Below are 22600 nucleotides of genomic sequence, written 5' to 3'. Positions count from 1 at the left end.
AAGGGATGTTGTTAGGGGATTAAGAATTTTCTTGGGCCCATTTCTCTACATCCCAAGTTTTTGTTACCCAATCTTCATAAAAATCAGGTTCGTGGCATACAAGAAGAATTGTTCCTTTATATGCTTTCATCGCCTTTTTTAGCTCTTCTTTCGCTGTAACATCAAGGTGATTTGTTGGCTCATCAAAGAGTAACCAGTTACTTTCTTCACCCATTAGTTTACATAAACGAACTTTTGCTTGTTCGCCACCACTTAATTGGTTCAGTGGACGAGAGATATGTTCATTTTTTAAGCCGCATTTTGCTAACATTGCACGGATTTGATGTTGGTCTAAGCTAGGGAATGTATTCCAAACATCATCAATTGGTGTTATATTATCAGCTTTTACTTCCTGCTCGAAGTATGATGGATTTAAGAAGTCACCAAGACTTGTTTTTCCGCTTAATGGTTTAATCTTACCTAAAATTGTTTTTAACAGTGTTGATTTACCGACACCGTTACATCCAACAATTGCAATTTTTTCACCACGTTCAATTGTCATTGTTAATTTCGGTAATAACGGATGTGTATATCCGATCTCCACATTTTCCCCTTCGAAGACAAATCGACTACTTGCACGACTTTCTTTAAAGGAGAACTCAGGCTTAATAGCTGTTTCAGGACGATCAATACGCTCCATACGATCAAGTTGTTTTTGACGGCTCTTTGCACGGCCAGTCGTTGAGTAACGAGCTTTATTTTTGGCGATAAAGTCTTCTTGCTTTTTAATAAATTCTCTCTGCTTTTCATAGGCGTTGATATGTTGATTTTTATTGATTTCTGCTAGCTCTAAGAATTTTTCATATGTTGCTGTGTAACGCGTCATTTTTGTGAATTCTAGATGGAAAATAACATCAACACATTTATTCATAAATTCCGTATCATGGGAAATCAATAGGAACGCATGTGGATACTCTTTTAAATAATTTGTTAACCAATGAATATGTTCAACGTCTAAATAGTTGGTAGGCTCATCTAATAGAAGTACTTCTGGTTGCTCAAGTAGTAACTTTGCAAGTAATACTTTTGTACGTTGTCCACCACTTAATGCCGCAACATCACGATCTAGCCCAATCGCGTCAATTCCAAGACCACGTGCTGCTTCTTCAATTTTAATATCTAATAAATAGAAGCCACCTGCTTCAAGAGCATCTTGAATTTCTGCCATTTGCTCAAGAAGTTCCTCTAATTCTTCTGGTGTAGCAGTTCCCATTTTCTCTGTAACTTCATTTAAAGCTTTTTCTTTTTCAAATAAAGGTAAAAATGCATCTGCTAATACATCACGAATTGTGCGACCAGGTGTTAAAATAGTATGCTGGTCTAAGTAACCGTAATTTGTACCAGGTGTCCATTCAACGCGACCTTCGTCATGGATAAGCTGACCAGTAATTATATTCATAAATGTTGATTTACCAACACCGTTTGCTCCAACTAATCCAACGTGTTCTCCTGCAAGTAAGCGCATGGATACATCTTTAAATAATGTACGATCACCAAATGTATGGCCTAATTTTTCAACAGTTAATAAGCTCATAATGTCCTCCGTTCATTTCTAAATAGTGTCTTGAATCATGATACTAAATTCTTGGATATAATGCTATCATTTCAAAAATATATAATGTAATTGACCAGTGGGGGATGCGATTATAAAAGAATGATGGGTTACTTTGCAAGAAATAAGCTATGCAAGAGAAATAAAAAAATAAGGTGTAACCATTTAATAAAAGTGGTTACACCTTGTTTTTATTTTAAAAATCCACGAACAATTCCGCGTAAGCGATTTGCGTGGAACTTGCGCTTATCATTAGAAATATTTTGTGTCATACGGAATGTTGCGGCAGCGACAGCACGTAAGAAATAAGGGAATCCATAGTGTAAGCGAATAACCCTACCAAAACCACCAGCATAAGAAATGGCACGTTTTAATGATTGTTCATTAATAATTTCCTCTTTTACAGGATGGTATACGAACAGATCTTTTCTAAATAAACCAGTATAATTTTGTTTCATACCGCGTAGTACAAAGTCAGTTTCTTCACCAGCTCCATAAATCGTGCCAGAACCAACACCTAAATCTTCATCAAATGTACCTACATCTTGTACAAATTGCTTTGTGAAGAATAGGGTGAAAGAAGGCCCCATGAATCCATACTTATTATTTAAAATAATGTCTGTACTCGGTGCGTGTATTAAAGAACCAGTTCCTTCAACATTTGTCGTGTTTGTTGAGATGAAATGCACATCTTTATTAGAGTTGAAAGTTTCTAATATACTCTCTAAAACATTCTTTTCATAAATACAATCATCATCTGGAAAAGCGATAAAATCGCCATCTGCTACTTTTAAGCCCGCATTACGAGCTCTTGATAGTCCTTTAATAGGTGTATAAATGTAATTTATAGAAAATTTATCTTTATATTCATCAAATAAATCAGAGATTGGCGTATCATTTTGATCTACTACGATAAGTTCAAAGTTTTTGTAAGTTTGTTGTTCAAGTGATTTTAGTAAGTCAAGAATATCATCACGTCTGCCACAAGTAGCCATGATTAAAGAAAATTTCAAGTTTAACAGCTCCTTTTAGAGATTGCGTTTAAGCTTTTTTGAATCGTGCCAGTATCTTTTCAAGTAGTGAAAATAGAATTTCATCCTTTGTTATAAAGAGGATAAGGGCATACGTTAATCCACACGTTATTATGACTAGGATAACTTGTAGTATTTGTCCAGATACTACCATATCAATAACGAATGCTATGGGGACAAATGTTAGTGAATAAAATAGATATTTAAGTTTTTGTATATTGAATAACGTATAATTCACTTTTAATTTCTTTTTCACATAAATATATTCAAATGTGATTAAGAAACAATTCGCAATTGTTGTTGTGAAAATTGCGGTTGTTGGTGTAAGTACATGGAAGTATATTAGTGCAATATTGGATGCTAAGTTGATAAATCCACAAATGAATAAAAATCGCACTAAAATGCTTTCTTTCTTTTTTACATAAATAATTTGATTCGATAAAATGGACTCAATACCGACTGTAATCATATAGAAGGCGAAAACAATTAATGTATTACCAGCCTCAGCAAATTGTTGTCCACCGTAAATAACAACAGCTCCATGAGCAATGAGCATTAAACCGATTGCAGCAGGGAATAGGGTAATGAAATACACTTTTGAAATTTTATTTAGTAAAGATTCATACTCCAGTTCAGATGCATTTCCTGATAAATAAGACAATCTTGGAACGGTTACTTGTACAACACTTAACATAAGTGTATTAATAATCATCATAATTTGAAAAGCCATTACGTAATATGCAACTTCTTCTTTTCCAACATATACTCCTAAAACAAGACGATCTAATTGAGTATATAAAATATTAGCATTTGAAAAAATCAAGACTAATAGTAACGGTTTTAAATGAGGAATAATCGTTAAGTTGGAAAAATCAAATTTCACTTGGCGTTTCACATATATAAAGCTAATAGAGTGGTTTAAAAATGTTGATAATACTAATAAACCAGCATATGTTTTGTAATCGTCAACCCCATGAATCAAAGAGAAAAGAAGTACGACATAGATTAATCGAACGATAACTGTTTTTTTAGTGATGAAATCATAATTTTCATATGCCTCATTGAACCATTCTACATAAAACATGTTAGATATAAAATTAAAACCGAAAATAAGAAGAACAGGAAATAGACTATGATGTCCATATCCAATATAACTAAAGAGCACAAAGGCTGATAAAGCCAAAATACTAGTTGTGAAGTTAATTACATAGAGGCTTGTAAATAACTTAGAAACTTTCTTCTTATCGTTTTTAATTAAGCTAATTTCACGTAAACCATATTGATATACACCAAATACGGCGAACACGAAGAAGTAATTGAAAAAAGTTTCAGCAATATTAACGGTTCCGATTGAAGTTGCTCCTAACGTTCGATATGCGTAAGGACCAACTAAAATTGGAAGGATAATATTAAACGTATTGAGCAGTATTTTATAAAAAATATTTGAAGCAATTGATTTCTGCATAATTTCACCTTTCCATTAAAATAATCCAATTTAATTAAAATACTTGCTATGTCATAGTAAGGTTTTTAACTACAGTTAATTCTTTCAATATAATGAAGTGTAAGGTGTTTTCTACACGATTTACAAATCCTTAAATTGTTTTGTTGACCACCCGTATAAGTGTACCCTACATAAACTTTGTAAAGCAACTATTGATAGGATAGAACCGTATTATAAATGAGATTTTATTCATTAGAAAAAGTTAATAGCAAACGGGTATGTATAAAAATATTACATAGTATGTGTGAAAAGGAGTAATGGTTGTATGAAGGTGGGAAGTTGTTTATAAAAAATGAGCGAATACATGATCGTTATTCGCTCAGAAGATGTCTTAATGGTGAAGGCCTACATACTCCAAGGTTTACTTAAAGTTAGAACTTCAGCCATTTCTTTGCTTTTTACACGCCCTTTTTTTCTACTTTCTGCACGCTCAGCACCAGTTGTGTGTAGCCAATGTTCTTCTTCCGTTTCGGGTAGTACTTGTGGAACAGAAGAAGGTTTTCCATCTTTTAATGCAACGAATGTAATGAAACATGTTGCAGCTATTCTACGTTCTCCTGCTAATAAATTCTCTGCAATTACTTTTACGAACACTTCCATTGAAGATTTTCCTGTATAACATACGAATGCTTCGTAACAAACAGAATCTGCTTGGTGAATGGGAGTTAAAAAATCAACAGAATCGATAGATGCTGTTACGCAATGTTTACGACTATGCCTTGCAGCTGCAATTGAAGCGATACTATCAATTTCTGCTAATAATTTTCCTCCGAAAAGTGTTTGATGATTATTTAAATCATTCGGAAAAACACGTGTTGTTTTAATTGCTTTGGATTCTCGCATGAATTTCTTTTCCATATGGTCAGCCCCTATTTTCTGTTTTCAATCAGAATGACATGTCTTGTGAGTGGAGTACAAAAATATTAAAAATCTATAGATGTTTAATGAAGTAAAGAATTCCAGAAGAGAGTTAGCAAAACTTCTGTATTTGTATTCATGTAACTGAAAGAAAATTTATCATATATAAAATGTAGTGTAAAAGAGGATTCGCTTACATTGCAAGTGAAAAAATTAGGACCCTGTATTTGTCATAGAAATTCCCTATCAGCCGTGCACCTATTCATGATAGAATCGTTTTGTTATGAATGGAAATAGAGGTGCAATGGAAATATGAATCATATACAAACAAATTTTTCGTCTTTTTTCAGTAAAATAATGATTGGTGCGATGCTTGCATTTTTTGTTTATAGTTGTTGGTCTGCATTTGAAATAAGTAAACAATTTTTTGGAGACAGTACAACAAGTGTAACAATCGTATTGGTTATTTTCGTTATTCTCATGCTGTTAGTGGCATCGATTTTACAGTATCGTTTTACAGATAAACAATTTCTTGGTTTTCTTATTGGTACATCTATAGTCGTGAGACTTAGTATGGTTTTATTTGTAGACGTTCCGATAATCGGTGATATGAAATCTATGTTTGAGTCTGCAAAACAGGTTGCAATTGGTAATAGTGTAGAGAATGTAACGCAGTTACCTTTTATTATTTATGAATCAATTATCATTCGTATATTTGGCGATACAGTATCCGCATTGCAGTTATTTAATATTTTATTTTGCACAGGGACTGCATTTTTCATTTATCGTATTGCAGCAATAGTTTTTGGAGAAGAATGCGGTCGTATTGCGTCTGTATTTTACGCTTTATATATTCCAAATATATTTATGAGTTCTTTATTAACATCAGAATCGCTCGCAATATTTTTATTTTATTTAGCTTGTTACATACTTTTATATAAAGGTTTAGATCATCCTTATATGTGGGTGCTTTCAGCAATTTTATTTGCATGTAGTAATATGATTTTCCCATTGGGATTATTTCTTCCTATTTTTATTGTTGTATATGTGTTGTTAATTGAACTTTTTCAATCAGCAATGAAGCAAAAAGTATTACTAAAGATGATAGGGATACTTATTCTATTTTATAGTGCCCATTTTGGTGTGAGTTACGGAATTCAGACAATGGGAATGTCACAATATACGATTTCAAATGAAACGTATGTTCAATCTGTTTTGATTGGAAAAGGTAAAAATGAGAGGGAAATAACAAAGAATCAAAGCGTAACAGAGCGTATTGATCAAAGGCTAAAAGAGATTGAAGAAGAAAGATTTAAACTTTTAAAGCCAGTAATGAATCAATTCTCAGATGAGGGAATACATTCTATTCTATTTAAATGTGAAAAACTTATATATATAGCGGTAACATTGTTTATGTCTATTGCTTTATTACACTTTTTTATTAAGAAACAACAGAACGAAGGATATATGTTGTTCTTATTGTTAATTAGTGGATACGTATTGTTAAGGCTCTTCCAAGTAGATATGGCATATTACAATCTTATTGTACCAGCTTTGTTTATTTTGCAAAGCTTTGGTGTTTATATGAGTTATGTGTACTGTCAAAAAATATTCTTCAGAAAATAAAAAGAATCCAATTTGGATTCTTTTTTTTGAATGGACGATGAGGACTAAGAGTCAGCAGCGATAAAGTACCTCTACTGACATAATCTTCACTCTATCGGTTCAGTTCCAGTTGTAAACTATCGGCTGTTAGAGCCATTTTTGAGGAATCGTCTTGAATTCCTTTCATTACTTGTGAAATGGTTTCTAACTCATTTTCGATTTTTTTATTCTGCTCTTTCGAGTTAGACATGTCTTTTACAATTTCTTGGAAGTATTGATCTGTTGCAGACATACTATCCGTTCCTTCAGATACGAGGGAGCTAATTTGTTTCACTGAAGAAGAGACACGAATAATTTGTTCATTTGTTTTTTCGACGAGCTTTGTCACGTTGAATATAGATTCTTTCGTTTGCTCTGATAACTTTCGAATTTCTCCAGCTACAACAGAGAAGCCCTTACCAAATTCCCCAGCACGAGCAGATTCAATCGCAGCATTTAGTGCGAGTAAATTCGTTTGCTCTGCAATTGATTTTACAATATCTATAATTTCATTAATTTTGTTAGAAATATTGAGAAGTTCATGAGTATCTGTAATAATCGTTTCCATGTTCATTTGAATGTATTCCATTCGTTTATTTTGCTTATTTAATTGTTCTTTACCTTTATTCGCTTTTTCTTCTGATGTTGTAGCTAATGATGTGCCTGTTTTGGCAATTTCTACAATCGTTTCAGATTTAGCCGTTAGCTGTTGAATAGAAGCGCTCGTTTTTTCAGATACAGATGCTAATTCTGTTGCAATATGCGTAATGGTCATAGCTGTTATTTCTTTTTCTTTTTCAAGTTCTTTTTGCATTCTTTCATATTCAGATTCATAAGCCGCAATAACAAGTTCTTGTTCAAGTGTGAATAATTTATTTATTACGTTTATAGAATAAGAAAAATCTTCAATTGTTGTAATTTTTGTTTGCAAAATCTTCATGATAGAGCGGAATAATTCTTGATAAGCAGCTGTATACCATTTTCTATGTAAGCCAATTTGTACATGTCTTTTGGCAATCCTAACACGTTGTTCAATAAAATCTTCATGCATATCTCCGCTGAATAATTCTTTTATATGCGTTTTTAAAGTTTGCTTTAGTTTTGGAATAGAGCTATAACGCTCAATAATAGTAATTAAATTAGGCTGTTTTGTAATATTGACATAGAATTTTTCCGTAATCCAATCAATTTCTTCATAAATAAAGGGTTGTAGTACCTTTACGACTTGTAAATCTTCTTTTGAAATATGTAGCATATCCATTTGAATCTTCAGTTCAGAATTAGTAGGCACGTTAAAAGTGATTTTTTGATCCTTACTTAATTCAAGTACACTGACGTTTGTTTTATTTGTATGTTTTTTAAAAACCCCAAGCATTGTTCTTCCCCCCTGTGTGTAAAGCGTTTTCATTTTTTAGTTACAATATAATTATATATTTTTATATACAATTACTCTACATTAGTGTGTAGAATAGTATATAAATTAAGAGAATTCTATGTAGAATTCTCTTAATGGCCTTTATTAATTTTAGCATGTGTTTTAAAGAAAACTGGGAAATGTACATTATATATTACAGTGACAACACGAATAATGAATGTTACTAATAAACAAACATAGAAAGCTAATACGTGTGCCCCCATTGCATGTGTGATTAGGAAACTAATAGCTCCTAAAATAGAAGCGATTGCGTAAATTTCTTTTCGGAATACGTAGGGGATATCTTGAGCGCAAATGTCACGCAAAATACCGCCTCCAATACCTGTAATGACTCCCATTGAAACAACTAAAAATGAGGCGTCAACATGATGTGACATTGCCGCATTTGCACCAATAGCTGTAAAAACACCTAAGCCAACAGCATCAGAAAGCATAATAACGACTTGCAGTTTATTGATACGCTCAAAAAACATACAAGTAAATAATGCTGATAATACGCTTACGAAAAAGTAAATGGGTTTAACAAATGCGACGGGAGGCAGGTTACCAATCATAATATCACGAATAATACCGCCGCCGAGCGCAGTAGCTACAGCTAGACAAAGGACACCGAATAAATCTAAATCTTTTTTTAAACCAACTAATGTACCGGAAATAGCAGCGGCGATAATGCCAAGAAACGTAAATATGTCGATTAATAACATTGCTGTAATCCCTTCCTCCTAAAGATGTTCCAGAGAAAAAATATACACTAAAGTTATGTAAATAACAATGCATTTTCGTTACATGTAGAAAAAAAGAAAAAATGAGGAAAGAAAGCGCTTGAAAATACAAATACGCTTTTTTCTATAAGGTAAGATTGGGGAGAAATGTGGGACGTTTAATTAAAAAATATGTGTTATAATAAATATTTGAGATAAGAAAAAAATATTAACTATATAGATTGAAATTTGGTAATCGTTATGGAGGTTCTAGATGTTAAGCGAAAATAGTAAAAGTAATAAATTTGAAAATTTTCTACTAATCTTTATTTTGTTGCAACCGATTTTAGATTTACTTACAGCGTTCTGTATCATGGTTTTAAAAATTGATACGACCATTGGAGTTATTACACGCTTATTCGTTATGTTCCTAAGTGGGATATATATTTTAATTCAAACGAAGAAACAAGGAAATATAAAATATATATTGTATATAATCTTAGTAGGAATAGTCTTCACTATCGGATTGGTAAATAACAAGCTTACAAAAAATCCTATGGTACTTACAGAAGAAATTAAGTTTATAGCAAAAGCATTATATCCGTTTGTTATGCTTACTTGCTATGTGTTTGTATTTAAGTCTTTAAAAGAAAAAAGTCATTCGAAAATGCGTAATTATATTACGTATGCATCGCTAATTATAGGAGTAGTAATGGTAGCTTCGATTACTACTGGTACAGATTATAATAGTTATGAATGGGTAAAATTGGGGTCGCGCGGCTGGTTTTATGCAGGTAACGAGCTTGGATCTATTTTAGCTATCATGTGTCCAATTGTTATTTTGTACTCAATTGAAAAAACAAAAAGTATAGGCAAAGCATACTATTGGATTCCTTCAATTTTAGTTGTATATTCTCTATTTGCAATTGGGACAAAGGTTGGCGTAGGAGCAATTTTTGGAACAATGGCTATCGCAGTTATTATGTGCTTTATTCAAGCATTTACACAACGTAAAGATGGAAAAAAACATGCTTATTTATTAAATGGTTTTCTTGCAATGACTGTATTTGTAGGCATATTGGCATATACACCTTTTTCACCATTTATGAAAAATATGGGATTTCATTTCCAATTAATTGAACAAGAACAGAGTGCGAAAAAGGAAGAGAAAAAGAAAGAGGAAGCTAAAGAGCATAAAAAACATCCTGTGACAGAGCAAGCAAAAGAAAAAGAGAAAGAAAAAGAAAAAGTAGCGGAGAAAAAAGAAGAAACGCAAGCACTTATTTTTAGTGGGCGTCAATTATTTGAACAGATGTATAAAGATTTCTATAATGAAGCCCCAATGTCTCAAAAATTATTAGGAATGGGTTATGCTGGTAACTATAAAGAACAGCCGAAATTAATTGAACGTGATTTCCACGATTGGTTCTATTCTTTCGGAATCATAGGGTTTATTTTACTTGTAATTCCATTCTTATACTTCGGTATTAAATTTATTGCATGTGTATTTACTAAATTTAAAGAAATATTCACAGTGAAATATGCATTGGTGATTGCAGCGATACTTCTCGGATTAGGTATCTCATTCATGGCTGGTCATATTTTAATTGCACCTGGAGTGAGTTTCTACTTAGTATTAATCATGGCATATTTAATAGTTGACTTGGAAATTGAATGATAGAAAAATAAAAGCTAGCATATGTTAGCTTTTATTTTGTTATAGTAAATAAAAAGAAAAAAATGGGGGATGTAAGAAATGAAAGTGTTGCATATGAATGCTGGTGCAGAAGAAGGTGGGGGGAAAACACATATTATTTCACTTTTATCTCAGTTTTCAAAGGAAGAAGTGGAATTAATGGTATTTGAAGAAGGTGCGATTGCTAGAGAGGCGAGAAACCTTGGCATTCAAGTGCATGTTTTTACTCAATCATCTCGGTACGACCTATCAATTCTTTCAAAAATAAAGGCATTTATTAATGAAAATCAATTTGACATTGTGCATACACATGGCGCACGAGCAAATTTCTATCTCTCCCTCTTGAAAAAAGGTATAAAAGCGAAATGGATAATGACTGTCCACAGTGATCCAACTTTGGATTTTATGAAGAGGGGATTAAAAGGATGGGTATTTACGAAGTTAAATTTACGTTCTTTCAGGAAGGTAGATTTATTCTTTGCAATTACGGAAAACTTTAAGAGAAACATAATAAAATTAGGTGTACCAGAAGAGAAGATTTGTACGGTTTATAATGGAATTGAGTATGATAGTACTCCAGCAAAACCTTATGATAAGAGTGAATTTGGCATTGATGAAGGAGTATTTACAGCTATTCAAGTAGCGCGTCTTCATCCTGTTAAAGGTCATGATATTTTATTTGAAGCGTTACAAAAAATTAAAATTCCAAATATAAAGGTGCTCTTGCTTGGTGATGGACCTATAGAAGCAGAATTAAAAGAGATGGTGAAACAAAAGGGCTTAGAGGACAAGGTGATGTTTCTAGGTTTTCGAACAGATTCCAAAGAATTATATGCATCTGCAAACATTAATTTGTTAACCTCTTATAGCGAAAGCTTTCCTCTTGTTTTATTAGAAGCGGCTAATCAGCGCTTAACGTCTATTGCAACAAATGTAGGTGATATGAGAAAGTTAATAGTTGATGATACGTATGGGTGGGTTGTACCGATTGGTGATGCAGACTCATTAGCAAATGCATTAGAAAATGCATATGAAAAATGGTTGAATGGTGAATTAGAAGCGATGGGAAATCGTTTATATAATCACGCATCTACTCACTTCTCGCTAAAGAATTTGTATGAAGATACTTATAATGCATATAAAAAACTTTTACTGAAATAGAGAGGATAGTTAATCATGGAAGTAAAAACGGTTGATATTTTGGGTGTTCCTTTTTCTACAATGACAATGGATGAAACAATCCAACATTTGAAGGGACAACTAGAATTGGAGCGAACTCATACTTTTCAGGTAGTAACAGCAAATCCTGAAATTGTTATGTGTGCAAAAAAGGATGAAACATTCCATAAAACATTATTAAATACAGATTTAATTACACCCGATGGTATCGGAGTTGTAAAAGCAAGTGGCATGCTAGGTACACCTGTAAAGGAACGTGTAGCAGGTTTTGATTTAATGTGTAATTTATTTGCGAAGCTATCAGAAGAGAATAAACCGGTGTCTGTTTTCTTGCTTGGTGCAAAACCGCATGTTGTACAAGCTGCAGCAGATCATTTAACGAAGACGTATTCAGCTGTATCTATTGTGGGTATACAAGATGGGTATTTTAAACAAGAAGAAGAAGAGAAAATCGTTTCTCGTGTTCAAGAAGCAAAACCAGATCTATTACTTGTCGCACTTGGTTTCCCAAGACAAGAAAACTTTATCCAAACTAATAAGCATCGTTTAGAAACAAAAATGGCTGTTGGAGTGGGCGGAAGTTTAGATGTATGGGCTGGGGAGGTAAAACGTGCACCAAAATGGATTCAAGCGATCCATTTAGAGTGGTTTTATAGATTGTGTAGTAATCCAACGCGCTGGCGTCGTCAGTTAGTATTAGCGGAATTTTTAAAAGAAGTCATGCGTGCGAAAAAGTAGCGTTCTATCGCTACTTTTTTATTTGGTCATTTTTGATAAAGTGAGGTTTTGTTCATCTACCATTGATTGTGGACCTTCACTAATTCGGCGTTTAATGGCAGGTAGTGCATTTTCAATTTACCTTCTTTGCTCCAGCTGAATTTTGAGGCGGGGGTCTTACTGCCCTCAAATAGTGGGATAAGTATTTTATCTTTTGGGAATGATGAAGGAGAATTTTTTACACGAAAGTATTTTACTTATACAATTCACACATGTAAAATGATGTGTAAAGACAGCTGTGTAAGGAGGACTTCTTGTGGGTAAGGTGAAAGAAATTTCGAAGCGAAAGCTACTTGGCATAGCAGGGCTTGGATGGTTATTTGATGCAATGGACGTTGGAATGCTTTCATTTGTAATGGTAGCGTTGCAAAAAGATTGGGGATTAAGTACGCAAGAAATGGGCTGGATAGGCAGCATTAATTCAATTGGTATGGCAGTCGGAGCGCTCGTTTTTGGAATACTATCAGATAAAATAGGGCGGAAATCAGTCTTTATTATTACATTATTACTATTTTCTATCGGTAGTGGTTTAACTGCTTTAACGACAACACTTGCGATGTTCCTTGTTTTACGATTTTTAATTGGTATGGGGCTTGGCGGAGAGCTTCCAGTTGCTTCTACATTAGTATCAGAGAGTGTTGAAGCACATGAACGTGGCAAAATAGTTGTGCTATTAGAAAGTTTTTGGGCTGGTGGATGGCTAATTGCAGCTCTTATCTCGTATTTTGTTATTCCGAAATATGGTTGGGAAGTTGCAATGGTATTGAGTGCGGTTCCAGCACTATATGCTTTATATTTAAGATGGAATTTACCGGATTCCCCAAGCTTCCAAAAGGTTGAAAAAAGACCATCCGTTATTGAAAATATAAAATCAGTTTGGTCTGGGGAATATCGTAAGGCAACAATTATGTTATGGATTCTATGGTTTTCTGTTGTCTTTTCCTATTATGGGATGTTCCTTTGGTTACCTAGTGTAATGGTATTAAAAGGATTTAGTTTAATAAAAAGTTTCCAATACGTACTTATTATGACGTTAGCTCAATTGCCAGGGTATTTCACAGCTGCTTGGTTTATTGAACGTCTTGGTCGTAAGTTTGTTTTAGTTACGTATTTAATTGGTACAGCGTGCAGTGCTTACTTGTTTGGAGTGGCGGAGTCATTAACAGTATTAATCGTAGCAGGCATGTTACTATCCTTCTTTAATTTAGGTGCTTGGGGTGCATTATATGCTTATACACCTGAACAGTATCCAACAGTTATTCGTGGTACAGGCGCAGGGATGGCTGCGGCATTCGGCCGTATTGGTGGTATCCTTGGGCCGCTATTAGTAGGATATTTAGTTGCTTCACAGGCTTCACTATCACTAATATTTACGATTTTCTGTGGATCAATTTTAATTGGTGTATTTGCTGTAATTATACTTGGGCAAGAAACGAAGCAACGAGAATTAGTATAAGGTGAAACTTTAATTAGTGAGAGATGTATTCCCACTTGATTTTTGGCCCACACTATGATAGTAAGACTTGCACCTCATTTCTTCGCATTCAGCGAGTCTTGCAGTGTGAGTTTTACTGCCTACAAATAATGGAATAAAAGGGCAGGGGGAACCGTGATGGTTCCCTTTTTTCTGTTTTTTTAGATAAATAATGGTATAGTAAGAAAAAAGGGAATGTTCCTTATAAAAGCGAATGTATACAACAAGACATACGGACAAAAGAATTAGGTGGTTGTAGAAATGAAAATTTTACTGGTCATGGAAGAAGTAGAAGAGCGAAGAAGTTTAGCTGAAAAATTTACTGAAAATATAAGGAATGTAGAATGTTTTGAAGCAAATACAGGAACAGAATCATTATTTATCATGAAAAAGCACACACCAGATTTTGTTTTTTTAAATTCAAAATTAATAGAGGGAACGGGTTTTGAATACGCGAGTTTATTACGGGAAGTAAATTGTTATACGAAATTTATTTTTATGGGTGAAGATATAGAAGAGTCCATTACGGCATTTCGTTTTCAAGCATTTTATTATTTACTACGCCCATTTCGTGAAGAAGATTTGCAATTCCTTTTATATAGAATGGTGAAAGAGCAAGGCGAGAAAGCAAAGAGTTATTTGCGAAAACTACCGATAGAAGGTCAAGAGGGAATTAGGTACATTTTCCCTGAAGATATTGTATATGTAAGCAAAAATAAGGAAAACAAAACGGTTTCAATTTATACAACAAATAATCAGTATATTTCAACATATACACTTCAGGAACTGGAAAATAAGCTAAATGTATATGATTTTTTACGCGTACATAAAAGTTATTTAATTAATATGTCATATGTACAAGAATTAAAGCCTTATTATAATGGCACATATAATCTTTATTTAGATAAATATGATGAGCAACCGATTCCGGTTAGTCGGAATTATGTGAAAAAGCTTCGGAATAAAATTGAATTATAGCAGATAATGCGAAAATTTTAACATGATAACCTAAAAATCCTTCATGATAAGGAGGATTCAAATTAAATATTCAGAAAATTTAGTACAATCCCACTAAGAAATAGTATTGGGGGGATTGTATGTGAAAACATTGAAGTCGATTTTACTTTGGGGAGTTATTGCAGCAGTAGGAGCAGGTGCTTTTGGTGTAATAGCTTTATCACAAGGTGAAACTATTAATGCCGTGTGGCTCTTAGTAGCTGCGGTATGTGTGTATGCAGTTGCTTATCGCTTTTATAGTAGATTTATAGCGAGAAAGGTATTTGGTTTAGATAATAATCGGCAAACACCAGCCCATACTTTAAACGATGGAAAAGATTATGTTCCAACAAATAAGTGGGTATTATTTGGACATCATTTTGCAGCCATTGCTGGGGCAGGACCTTTAGTAGGACCGATTTTGGCGGCACAAATGGGATATTTACCAGGGACAATATGGATTATTGTTGGGGTAGTTGTCGCTGGAGCTGTACAAGATTTTGTAATTTTATTTGCTTCTATGAGACGGAATGGTAAATCATTAGGAGAAATGATTAAAGATGAGATCGGTCCTGTTACAGGGCTTATTGCAATGATAGGTATTTTAGGCATTATGATTATTTTATTAGCGGTATTAGCATTAGTAGTAGTAAAGGCGCTTGTTGGAAGTCCTTGGGGAATGTTCACAATAGCGGCGACGATTCCTATCGCTATTTTAATGGGAGTATACATGCGCTACATTAGGCCTGGGAGGGTTGGTGAAGGGTCAGTAATCGGAATTATTCTACTTATACTATCTCTTATTGGAGGACAGTATGTAGCAGAAAATCCAGCGCTTGCAAGTATGTTCACGTTTAGCGGTGAAACAATTGCTATTATGCTTATTGTATATGGATTTATCGCATCGGCATTACCAGTTTGGATGCTTTTAGCACCGCGTGATTATTTAAGCACATTTTTAAAAGTCGGAACAATTGTTGGATTAGCAATTGGTATTTTAATTGTAGCACCAGAGCTACAAATGCCAGCAGTTTCGAAATTTATCGATGGAACTGGTCCTGTGTTCTCCGGAAACTTATTCCCGTTCTTATTTATTACAATTGCTTGTGGTTCGGTGTCTGGATTCCATGCTCTTGTTTCATCAGGTACAACGCCAAAGATGATTGAACAAGAGGGACACGCACAGCCAATCGGTTATGGAGCAATGTTAATGGAGTCGTTTGTAGCGGCGATGGCGATGATTGCAGCTTGTGTATTAACACCAGGAACTTATTTTGCAATTAATAGTCCCGCAGCGCTTATCGGTACCGATGTCTCGCAGGCAGCTCAAGTTATTTCTTCATGGGGATTTGCTATTACACCAAATGAACTAAAAGACCTTGCGATAAACGTTGGAGAGCAAACGATTTTATCACGTACGGGTGGTGCACCAACGTTAGCGATAGGTATGGCATATATTTTCTCACAAGTAATAGGTGGAACGGCCATGATGGCATTTTGGTATCATTTTGCGATTCTCTTTGAAGCGCTATTCATTTTAACAACGATTGATGCTGGAACGCGTGTAGGCCGATTTATGATTCAAGATATTTTAGGGCATGTATATAAGCCATTTGCGAAAACGGATTCTACATTAGCGAATGTAATAGCTACAACGTTATGCGTATTAGGATGGGGTTATTTCTTATACCAAGGGGTAGTAGATCCACTTGGTGGAATTAATACATTATGGCCACTTTTCGGCATTGCAAACCAAATGTTAGCGGGTATTGCATTATTACTTGGAACGACAATTTTGTTCAAAATGGGGAAAAAGGCATATGTTTGGGTGACACTTATTCCAACTGTCGGATTGCTTATTGTAACGATGACGGCGGGTTATCAAAAGTTATTTCATGAAAATCCTAAAATAGGATTTCTATCCCACGCAAAGGTGTTTCAGGGAGCATTAGATGAGGGTAAAGTGTTAGCACCAGCTAAAAATGTCGCTCAAATGAAGCAAATTATTTTCAATGATTATATTGATGCAGCACTTTGCGGGATTTTTATGATAGTTGTAATCGCTGTATTAATTTCTGCAATTCGAATTTGGATTCAAGTATTAAGAAATAAGCCGATGCCGTTAAAAGAGGCACCATATATACCTAGAGATGAAAGTGAGTCGAGGAACTATGCTTAAAAGGCTACAGCAAGTATGGGGACAAAGGAAACACTTTATTAGTTTACTTGTTGGGGTACCGAGCTATGAAACATATGTAGAGCATATGAAAAAGCATCATCCAGAAGAAGAAGTTGTATGTCAAAAGCAATTTTTCGCTGAGGCGCAAGAAGCTAGATTTAATGCAAAGGGCGGAAAAATATCACGTTGTTGTTAATAAAAAAGGGACGAAATTTCGTCCTTTTTTATTTTTTCTGTTTCACGTGGAACAGAAAAAGATAAATGAAAAGATTTGGGAATTATAGGGATTTCGTATACAATAAAATAAGGAAAGGTATAGACGAAAAAGTAGGGAGCTTATTTTATGTTAAGGGATTTATTTGTAAACACAACAATTATTCTTTCCTTTATTTTTGTTGGAGGTCAGCTTTTAAGAGATAAACCGTTAAAAGAAGGATTCTCTTTTTGGCAGAAATGTGTAGTAGGTATTTTTACTGGGATATTAGGTATATTACTAATGTATTTCGGTGTTCATGTTGGTACCAGCCTATTGGATTTACGCTACTTAGCTGTTATTCTAGCCGTTATAATTGGAGGACCAATAGCGAGTACTATAACTGTTAGTATGATTTTAGTAACTAGGTTAGTATTCATGGATTATTCATTAGCGTCTCAAGTAGCCTTTTATACACTTATTGCGATAGGAGTAGGTAGTATCTTTATTTCGCGTCTAAATCTTTCTCTAGGAGAAAAATGGTTATGGTTACATACATATATTTTGTCTATTCTAGTCCCCTCAATATATATATGGTTAATTAAAGATATTAACATAGTGGGATTATATTTAATTTCTAGTATTATTACAGGCTACATAACATTCATAAGTGCAAATTACGTTTTACAATCCAATGAGTTATTTCAAACGATGAAGCAATATGCAACGATAGACGCATTGACAGGTTTAGGAAACGTAAGACAGTTTTATTTAGAGATGAATCGTCATATTAGTAATAAACGCATGAAAAATGATTCGCTTTGTTTACTACTTATAGATATTGATCATTTTAAGTGTGTAAATGATACGTATGGGCATCCAGCAGGAGATGAAGTATTAAAACAAATAGGACGTATTTTACGAGAAGTTTCAACGTTTCCAGGTTTGGCCTTTCGAAAGGGTGGAGAGGAGTTTGCGCTTTTGATACCGCAGAAGGGATTAGCTTATGGAATGCGTATGGGGGAACAAGTTCGCACAGCTGTTGAAAAAAATTCATTCCAATTATTAAATGGAACAAAAATAAAAGTTACAGTTTCAGTAGGAATTTCGGTATATGAAGCATCACCGGAGCAATTTATTCAAGCTGCTGATGACGCGTTATATTACTCCAAAAGAAATGGCAGAAATCAGGTTAGTTCTGTATCTTAAAGATAAGATGACTGGAAGATATAAAGGTTATTAAAAAACACCCACAGAGGAAATATATTTCCTCTGTGGGTGTTTTCATTTATATGTTAGACAAGTTCTTTCGATGCAACGAATTTACGGTATGCACCATGATGAGTCGGGCCTACGTACTCGTTGATCTTGAATGAATAACGGATAGCAGCTGTGATAAATTCTTTAGCTGTTTTTACCGCTTCTTTCACAGATTTTCCTTTTGCAAGTTCTGCTGTAATTGCAGCAGAATATGTGCAACCTGCGCCGTGTGTATTTGTCGTATCAATTTTTTCTGATTCTAGAAGATCGAATGTTTCTCCATCATATAGGACGTCGATTGCAGCTTCCGTACCAAGTTTGCTACCGCCTTTAATTAGGACGTATTTCGCACCTAAAGCGTGAATTTTTTTCGCTGCTTCTTTCATGTCTTCAAGAGAATTAATCTTTACACCACTTAATTGGTAAGCTTCAAATAAGTTCGGTGTTACAACTAATGCTTTTGGAACAAGAACGTCACGTAAGCAATCATTCGTTTCAGGATGTAATGCTTCATCAGCACCTTTACATACCATAACAGGGTCAACTACTACATTTTTGAAATTATGTTTTTCGATTGTTTCTGCAACCATTTCAATAATTTCTACTGATCCAAGCATACCCGTTTTTAAAGCATCTACTCCAACACCTTCAATTGTCGTTTCTAACTGTGGTTTTAATGTAGAAGCTGGGATTGGGAATACGTTATGTGCCCAACCGTTATGTGGATCCATCGTTACGATTGTCGTAAGAGATGTCATGCCGTATACACCAAGTTCTTGGAATGTTTTTAAATCTGCTTGTATACCAGCACCGCCACTTGTGTCAGAACCAGCGATAGTAAGTGCTTTATTTAATGTCATTATGAAAGCCCCCTCAGGTGATATAATGAAAACTATGTTTTCACCATTATATCAATGTTATGAATAAGTACAAAGTGAAAAGTAGATGATTTATTTGAGGAGCTATTTAAAATCTTGTATGTAGGAGACGAATTATGTTTCAAGAGAATCGTACAAATGAATTAGTTATATTAAAAGAAATTGCAGAAACATTAAATACATCAAATGATATGTATCATGTACTGCAAGCGGTGTTAGAAAAATTGCTCAGTGTAACAGGTCTAACGACGGGCTGGATTTTTCTTGCAGATGAAAATGGGAAATATACAAAGTTGATCGATTACCAGTTACCAGAGGCACTTACATATGAAAACAAACGCCCGATGTGTGAAGGTGAGTGTTGGTGTTTACGTGGCTTTGTGGATGGGAAATTAGAGCGGGCAGTTAATATTATTGAATGTAAAAGAATTAATAATGCAATTGAATATAATTGGGGAGATACAGAAGGAATCCTTCATCATGCTACGGTTCCTTTAAAGGCTGGAGGAGAGAAATTTGGTGTTTTAAATGTAGCTAGCCCAGGTAAAACACATTTTTCGGAAGAAGAATTAGTATTGCTCCAATCAGTTGCTTTCCAAATCGGGACGGCCTTAAAGCGAACAAAATTATATGAAAATGAAAAGCGAAGAGCACATTATTATGTGAAATTGGAGCGGTTTATTCAAGCTTTAAAAACGATTCATAAGTTTAATATATTACCTGAAAAAGTGGTAAATCACGTAGGTGAAGTATTTCAGTGGAATCAAGTGGCATTTTTTATTAGGGAAGAAATAGAGTTATCTTTGCGGGCTTCTTATGGTCAGGAAGAGTTACAAGAGGATGTAAAAGAAGCGGCAAATAAGGCGTTAGAACAAGGCGGGCTAGCTCTATTAAAACATGTAAATGGAGCTGTTATTGCTACACCAATACATATCCAAAATCGTATATTTGGTGTTTTATGTGTTAGTTTAAATAATGGGGAATTTGATGTTAATACAATAGATGTAATTCAAGCATTATCGAATCACGTTTCATTAATAATAGAGAATTTAAGATTAAACGAACAGCGTCGTGAACTCGTACGAATGGAAGAAAGAAACCGATTAGCAAGGGATTTACATGATTCTGTTTCGCAAAAATTATTTTCATTAACCTTTATGACAAAAGGGGCTGAAGCTGTTTTAAAAGGTCAAAATGAAAAGGTTGATCAATCTTTGCATGAGATGCGTGAACTAGCGCAAGGAGCTTTAAAGGAAATGAGAACATTAATTTGGCAGCTTCGTCCGGCAGGTTTAGAAAAAGGCTTATTACCAGCTTTAAAGCAGTACGGTGAAAACTTGGGATTGAAAATTCGGGAACAAGTTACAGGTGTTCGTGATTTGCCGCGTGTAGTAGAGGAAGCGCTATGGAGAATTGGACAAGAGGCTTTAAATAACGTAAGTAAACATGCGAATGTCAGAGAAGCAACGATTTATTTCAAAGTGACGGAGAAGAATGTATCATTAGAAATTGTCGATCAAGGAAAAGGCTTTGTAGAAAAGGATATAAAAGAGAAGAATTCACTCGGCATGACTACGATGCGCGAAAGAGTAGAATTAATTGGTGGAACAATTAAAATTGTAAGTGATAAGAAAAGAACCAGTATAAAAGTAAACGTACCATTATGATGTGAAAATGAGGGAAGTTTGTGAAAATAAAAGTATTGTTAGTTGATGATCATACAGTTGTTTTAAAAGGATTAGCATTTTTCTTAAGTACGCAGGAAGATTTAGAGTTAGTTGGAGAAGCAAGTAATGGGAAAGAGGCATTAGTGAAAGTAGGAGAGACAAATCCTGATGTTGTACTAATGGATTTATATATGCCCGAAATGGATGGTGTTGAGGCGACAGCGTGTATTAAAAAAGAATGTCCAAATGTGAAAGTAATTGTATTAACTAGCTTTTCTGATCAGGCGCATGTTTTACCAGCATTAAGGGCGGGAGCAAGCGGGTATATTTTAAAAGATGTAGAACCGGATCAACTTGTTGAAGCAATTCGAAGCGCATATAAAGGTAATATTCAATTACATCCAGATGTAGCAAATGCTCTTCTCTCTCAAACAGTACCTGTGGAAGAAAAAGAAGAAGAACCTTCTATTCAAGTGGATGTGTTAACAGCGAGAGAAAATGAAGTGTTGCAGTTATTAGCGAAAGGGATGAGTAATAAAGAGATTGCTTCCGTTTTAGTTATTACAGAAAAAACGGTAAAAGCTCATGTAAGTAGTATTTTGAGTAAATTGAATTTATCTGATCGCACGCAAGCGGCATTATATGCAGTGAAAAACGGAATTGTATAAGACAAAAGTCGTAAGACCTAGTTCGCCTTTAGAAGGTGGACTTTTTTTATGGAAAAATACGTCTATGTGAGGACGAAATTGTCTTGATATAAAGATAAAATATGTTTGTAAGCAACAAAACAACAATTACAAGGGATACCTTTTTTGAAAGCATATAACAACAGAAGAGTGAGTACTAGGAGGAAAAACAATGGCAACAGTTTTATTTGTAAAAGCAAACAACCGCCCAGCGGAACAAGCAGTTAGTGTGAAATTATACGAGGCATTTTTAGCAAACTATAAAGAAGCACATCCAAATGATGCAGTAGTAGAACTTGATTTATATAAAGAAGAATTACCATATGTAGGCGTAGACATGATTAATGGTACATTCAAAGCAGGTAAAGGATTTGATTTAACAGAAGAAGAAGCAAAAGCAGTAGCAGTAGCTGATAAGTACTTAAATCAATTCCTAGAAGCTGATAAAGTTGTTTTCGGTTTTCCATTATGGAACTTAACGATTCCAGCAGTACTACACACATATATTGATTATTTAAACCGAGCTGGTAAAACGTTTAAATATACGCCAGAAGGTCCAGTTGGTCTAATTGGAGATAAGAAGATTGCATTGTTAAACGCGCGCGGCGGTGTATATTCTGAAGGTCCAGCAGCTGAAGTAGAAATGGCTGTTAAATATGTAGCAAGCATGATGGGCTTCTTCGGTGCAACAAATATGGAAACAGTAATTATTGAAGGACATAACCAATTCCCAGATAAGGCAGAAGAGATCATTACAGCGGGTCTTGAAGAAGCAGCTAAAGTAGCAAGCAAATTTTAATTAAAAATAGAATCGTCACTCGAAAAAAGTAGCATTAACGTCTATATGTTAA

General features: G+C 34.4%; 19 protein-coding genes and 1 pseudogene. 12 read left to right on the top strand and 8 right to left on the bottom strand.

All coding sequences use genetic code 11. The features are described 5' to 3' along the window. Positions 1-19: 19 nt before the first annotated feature. The 4 genes from CO726_RS16910 to CO726_RS16895 all read right to left on the bottom strand — a co-directional run bounded on the left by CO726_RS16910 (position 20) and on the right by CO726_RS16895 (position 4984). Positions 20-1573, bottom strand: coding sequence for an ABC-F family ATP-binding cassette domain-containing protein (locus CO726_RS16910; RefSeq protein ID WP_000055390.1), 1554 nt, complete (start codon positions 1571-1573; stop codon positions 20-22). A 209-nt stretch (positions 1574-1782) separates the two neighbouring features. After that, the gene (locus CO726_RS16905; RefSeq protein ID WP_099685023.1) at positions 1783-2604 is read right to left on the bottom strand and encodes a glycosyltransferase family 2 protein; all 822 of its coding nucleotides are present in this window, start codon (positions 2602-2604) and stop codon (positions 1783-1785) included. Positions 2605-2632: 28 nt separating this feature from the next. Beyond that, positions 2633-4087, bottom strand: a complete 1455-nt coding sequence (locus CO726_RS16900; RefSeq protein ID WP_099685022.1) for an oligosaccharide flippase family protein — start codon at positions 4085-4087, stop codon at positions 2633-2635. Positions 4088-4471: 384 nt separating this feature from the next. After that, positions 4472-4984 (bottom strand): acyl-CoA thioesterase, encoded by a 513-nt coding sequence (locus CO726_RS16895; protein WP_000412133.1) that lies wholly within the window; start codon positions 4982-4984, stop codon positions 4472-4474. Positions 4985-5296: 312 nt separating this feature from the next. On the opposite strand from CO726_RS16895, the gene CO726_RS16890 reads away from it, so the two are divergent. After that, complete coding sequence (locus tag CO726_RS16890; RefSeq protein WP_099685021.1) at positions 5297-6610, top strand: glycosyltransferase family 39 protein; 1314 nt, start codon at positions 5297-5299, stop codon at positions 6608-6610. Between the two features lie 91 nt (positions 6611-6701). On the opposite strand, the gene CO726_RS33185 is transcribed toward CO726_RS16890, so the two are convergent. From CO726_RS33185 to CO726_RS16880, 3 genes and pseudogenes are all read right to left on the bottom strand, one after another. Continuing rightward, entirely contained in the window at positions 6702-7508 is an 807-nt protein-coding gene (locus CO726_RS33185; protein ID WP_425427800.1) for a methyl-accepting chemotaxis protein, read from the bottom strand. Next, positions 7506-7883: pseudogene (locus CO726_RS33180) on the bottom strand (protoglobin family protein); the annotation flags it as partial. The pseudogene CO726_RS33180 and the gene CO726_RS33185, both read right to left, overlap by 3 nt. A 251-nt stretch (positions 7884-8134) precedes the next feature. Further along, on the bottom strand, positions 8135-8767 hold the full coding sequence (locus tag CO726_RS16880; RefSeq protein WP_000924369.1) for a trimeric intracellular cation channel family protein: 633 nt from the start codon (positions 8765-8767) through the stop codon (positions 8135-8137). Positions 8768-9038: 271 nt separating this feature from the next. On the opposite strand from CO726_RS16880, the gene CO726_RS16875 reads away from it, so the two are divergent. From CO726_RS16875 to CO726_RS16835, 8 genes are all read left to right on the top strand, one after another. Further along, the gene (locus CO726_RS16875) at positions 9039-10442 is read left to right on the top strand and encodes an O-antigen ligase family protein (protein WP_099685019.1); all 1404 of its coding nucleotides are present in this window, start codon (positions 9039-9041) and stop codon (positions 10440-10442) included. Positions 10443-10520: 78 nt separating this feature from the next. Beyond that, positions 10521-11621, top strand: coding sequence for a glycosyltransferase family 4 protein (locus CO726_RS16870; protein ID WP_098759028.1), 1101 nt, complete (start codon positions 10521-10523; stop codon positions 11619-11621). A gap of 15 nt (positions 11622-11636) precedes the next feature. Beyond that, positions 11637-12377, top strand: coding sequence for a WecB/TagA/CpsF family glycosyltransferase (locus tag CO726_RS16865; RefSeq protein WP_099685018.1), 741 nt, complete (start codon positions 11637-11639; stop codon positions 12375-12377). Between the two features lie 295 nt (positions 12378-12672). Continuing rightward, positions 12673-13872, top strand: coding sequence for an MFS transporter (locus tag CO726_RS16855; RefSeq protein WP_098759030.1), 1200 nt, complete (start codon positions 12673-12675; stop codon positions 13870-13872). A 279-nt stretch (positions 13873-14151) separates the two neighbouring features. Continuing rightward, positions 14152-14868 (top strand): LytR/AlgR family response regulator transcription factor, encoded by a 717-nt coding sequence (locus tag CO726_RS16850; RefSeq protein WP_099685017.1) that lies wholly within the window; start codon positions 14152-14154, stop codon positions 14866-14868. Between the two features lie 121 nt (positions 14869-14989). Beyond that, entirely contained in the window at positions 14990-17065 is a 2076-nt protein-coding gene (gene cstA, locus CO726_RS16845; protein WP_099685016.1) for a carbon starvation protein CstA, read from the top strand. After that, positions 17058-17261: a YbdD/YjiX family protein gene (locus CO726_RS16840; RefSeq protein ID WP_000919816.1), complete on the top strand. Its 204-nt coding sequence runs from the start codon at positions 17058-17060 to the stop codon at positions 17259-17261. Before cstA ends, CO726_RS16840 begins: the two co-directional genes overlap by 8 nt. A 147-nt stretch (positions 17262-17408) precedes the next feature. After that, positions 17409-18467: a GGDEF domain-containing protein gene (locus CO726_RS16835; RefSeq protein ID WP_098759033.1), complete on the top strand. Its 1059-nt coding sequence runs from the start codon at positions 17409-17411 to the stop codon at positions 18465-18467. An 86-nt stretch (positions 18468-18553) separates the two neighbouring features. On the opposite strand, the gene pdxK is transcribed toward CO726_RS16835, so the two are convergent. Continuing rightward, entirely contained in the window at positions 18554-19378 is an 825-nt protein-coding gene (gene pdxK / locus CO726_RS16830; RefSeq protein WP_099685015.1) for a pyridoxine/pyridoxal/pyridoxamine kinase, read from the bottom strand. Positions 19379-19512: 134 nt separating this feature from the next. Here pdxK and CO726_RS16825 point away from each other — a divergent pair, with 134 nt between their 5' ends. The 3 genes from CO726_RS16825 to CO726_RS16810 all read left to right on the top strand — a co-directional run bounded on the left by CO726_RS16825 (position 19513) and on the right by CO726_RS16810 (position 22548). Continuing rightward, positions 19513-21063 carry a GAF domain-containing sensor histidine kinase gene (locus CO726_RS16825; RefSeq protein WP_099685014.1) on the top strand — a complete coding sequence of 517 codons (1551 nt, stop codon included), beginning with the start codon at positions 19513-19515 and terminating at the stop codon, positions 21061-21063. 20 nt (positions 21064-21083) lie between these two features. After that, positions 21084-21731, top strand: coding sequence for a response regulator (locus CO726_RS16820; RefSeq protein ID WP_099685013.1), 648 nt, complete (start codon positions 21084-21086; stop codon positions 21729-21731). Between the two features lie 190 nt (positions 21732-21921). Then, a complete protein-coding gene (locus CO726_RS16810; RefSeq protein ID WP_099685012.1) occupies positions 21922-22548 on the top strand; it encodes an FMN-dependent NADH-azoreductase in 627 nt (208 codons plus the stop codon). The last annotated feature ends 52 nt before the right edge of the window (positions 22549-22600 follow it).

The sequence above is a fragment of the Bacillus fungorum genome (genome assembly GCF_002746455.1).
Lineage (GTDB): Bacteria > Bacillota > Bacilli > Bacillales > Bacillaceae_G > Bacillus_A > Bacillus_A fungorum.
The sequence above is the reverse complement of the archived record's forward strand: the minus strand, read 5'-3'. Positions and strand labels throughout refer to the sequence as shown.

What these genes read in the sequence shown, in the direction of transcription:
- CO726_RS16850 (WP_099685017.1), top strand. Translation starts at nt 14,152, where the DNA reads ATGAAAATTTTACTGGTCATGGAAGAAGTAGAAGAGCGAAGAAGTTTA.
- CO726_RS16835 (WP_098759033.1), top strand. Translation starts at nt 17,409, where the DNA reads ATGTTAAGGGATTTATTTGTAAACACAACAATTATTCTTTCCTTTATT.
- pdxK (WP_099685015.1), bottom strand. Translation starts at nt 19,378, where the DNA reads ATGACATTAAATAAAGCACTTACTATCGCTGGTTCTGACACAAGTGGC.
- CO726_RS16865 (WP_099685018.1), top strand. Translation starts at nt 11,637, where the DNA reads ATGGAAGTAAAAACGGTTGATATTTTGGGTGTTCCTTTTTCTACAATG.
- CO726_RS16870 (WP_098759028.1), top strand. Translation starts at nt 10,521, where the DNA reads ATGAAAGTGTTGCATATGAATGCTGGTGCAGAAGAAGGTGGGGGGAAA.
- CO726_RS16895 (WP_000412133.1), bottom strand. Translation starts at nt 4,984, where the DNA reads ATGGAAAAGAAATTCATGCGAGAATCCAAAGCAATTAAAACAACACGT.
- CO726_RS16880 (WP_000924369.1), bottom strand. Translation starts at nt 8,767, where the DNA reads ATGTTATTAATCGACATATTTACGTTTCTTGGCATTATCGCCGCTGCT.
- CO726_RS16890 (WP_099685021.1), top strand. Translation starts at nt 5,297, where the DNA reads ATGAATCATATACAAACAAATTTTTCGTCTTTTTTCAGTAAAATAATG.
- CO726_RS16810 (WP_099685012.1), top strand. Translation starts at nt 21,922, where the DNA reads ATGGCAACAGTTTTATTTGTAAAAGCAAACAACCGCCCAGCGGAACAA.
- CO726_RS16825 (WP_099685014.1), top strand. Translation starts at nt 19,513, where the DNA reads ATGTTTCAAGAGAATCGTACAAATGAATTAGTTATATTAAAAGAAATT.
- CO726_RS16840 (WP_000919816.1), top strand. Translation starts at nt 17,058, where the DNA reads ATGCTTAAAAGGCTACAGCAAGTATGGGGACAAAGGAAACACTTTATT.
- CO726_RS16910 (WP_000055390.1), bottom strand. Translation starts at nt 1,573, where the DNA reads ATGAGCTTATTAACTGTTGAAAAATTAGGCCATACATTTGGTGATCGT.
- CO726_RS16875 (WP_099685019.1), top strand. Translation starts at nt 9,039, where the DNA reads ATGTTAAGCGAAAATAGTAAAAGTAATAAATTTGAAAATTTTCTACTA.
- CO726_RS16900 (WP_099685022.1), bottom strand. Translation starts at nt 4,087, where the DNA reads ATGCAGAAATCAATTGCTTCAAATATTTTTTATAAAATACTGCTCAAT.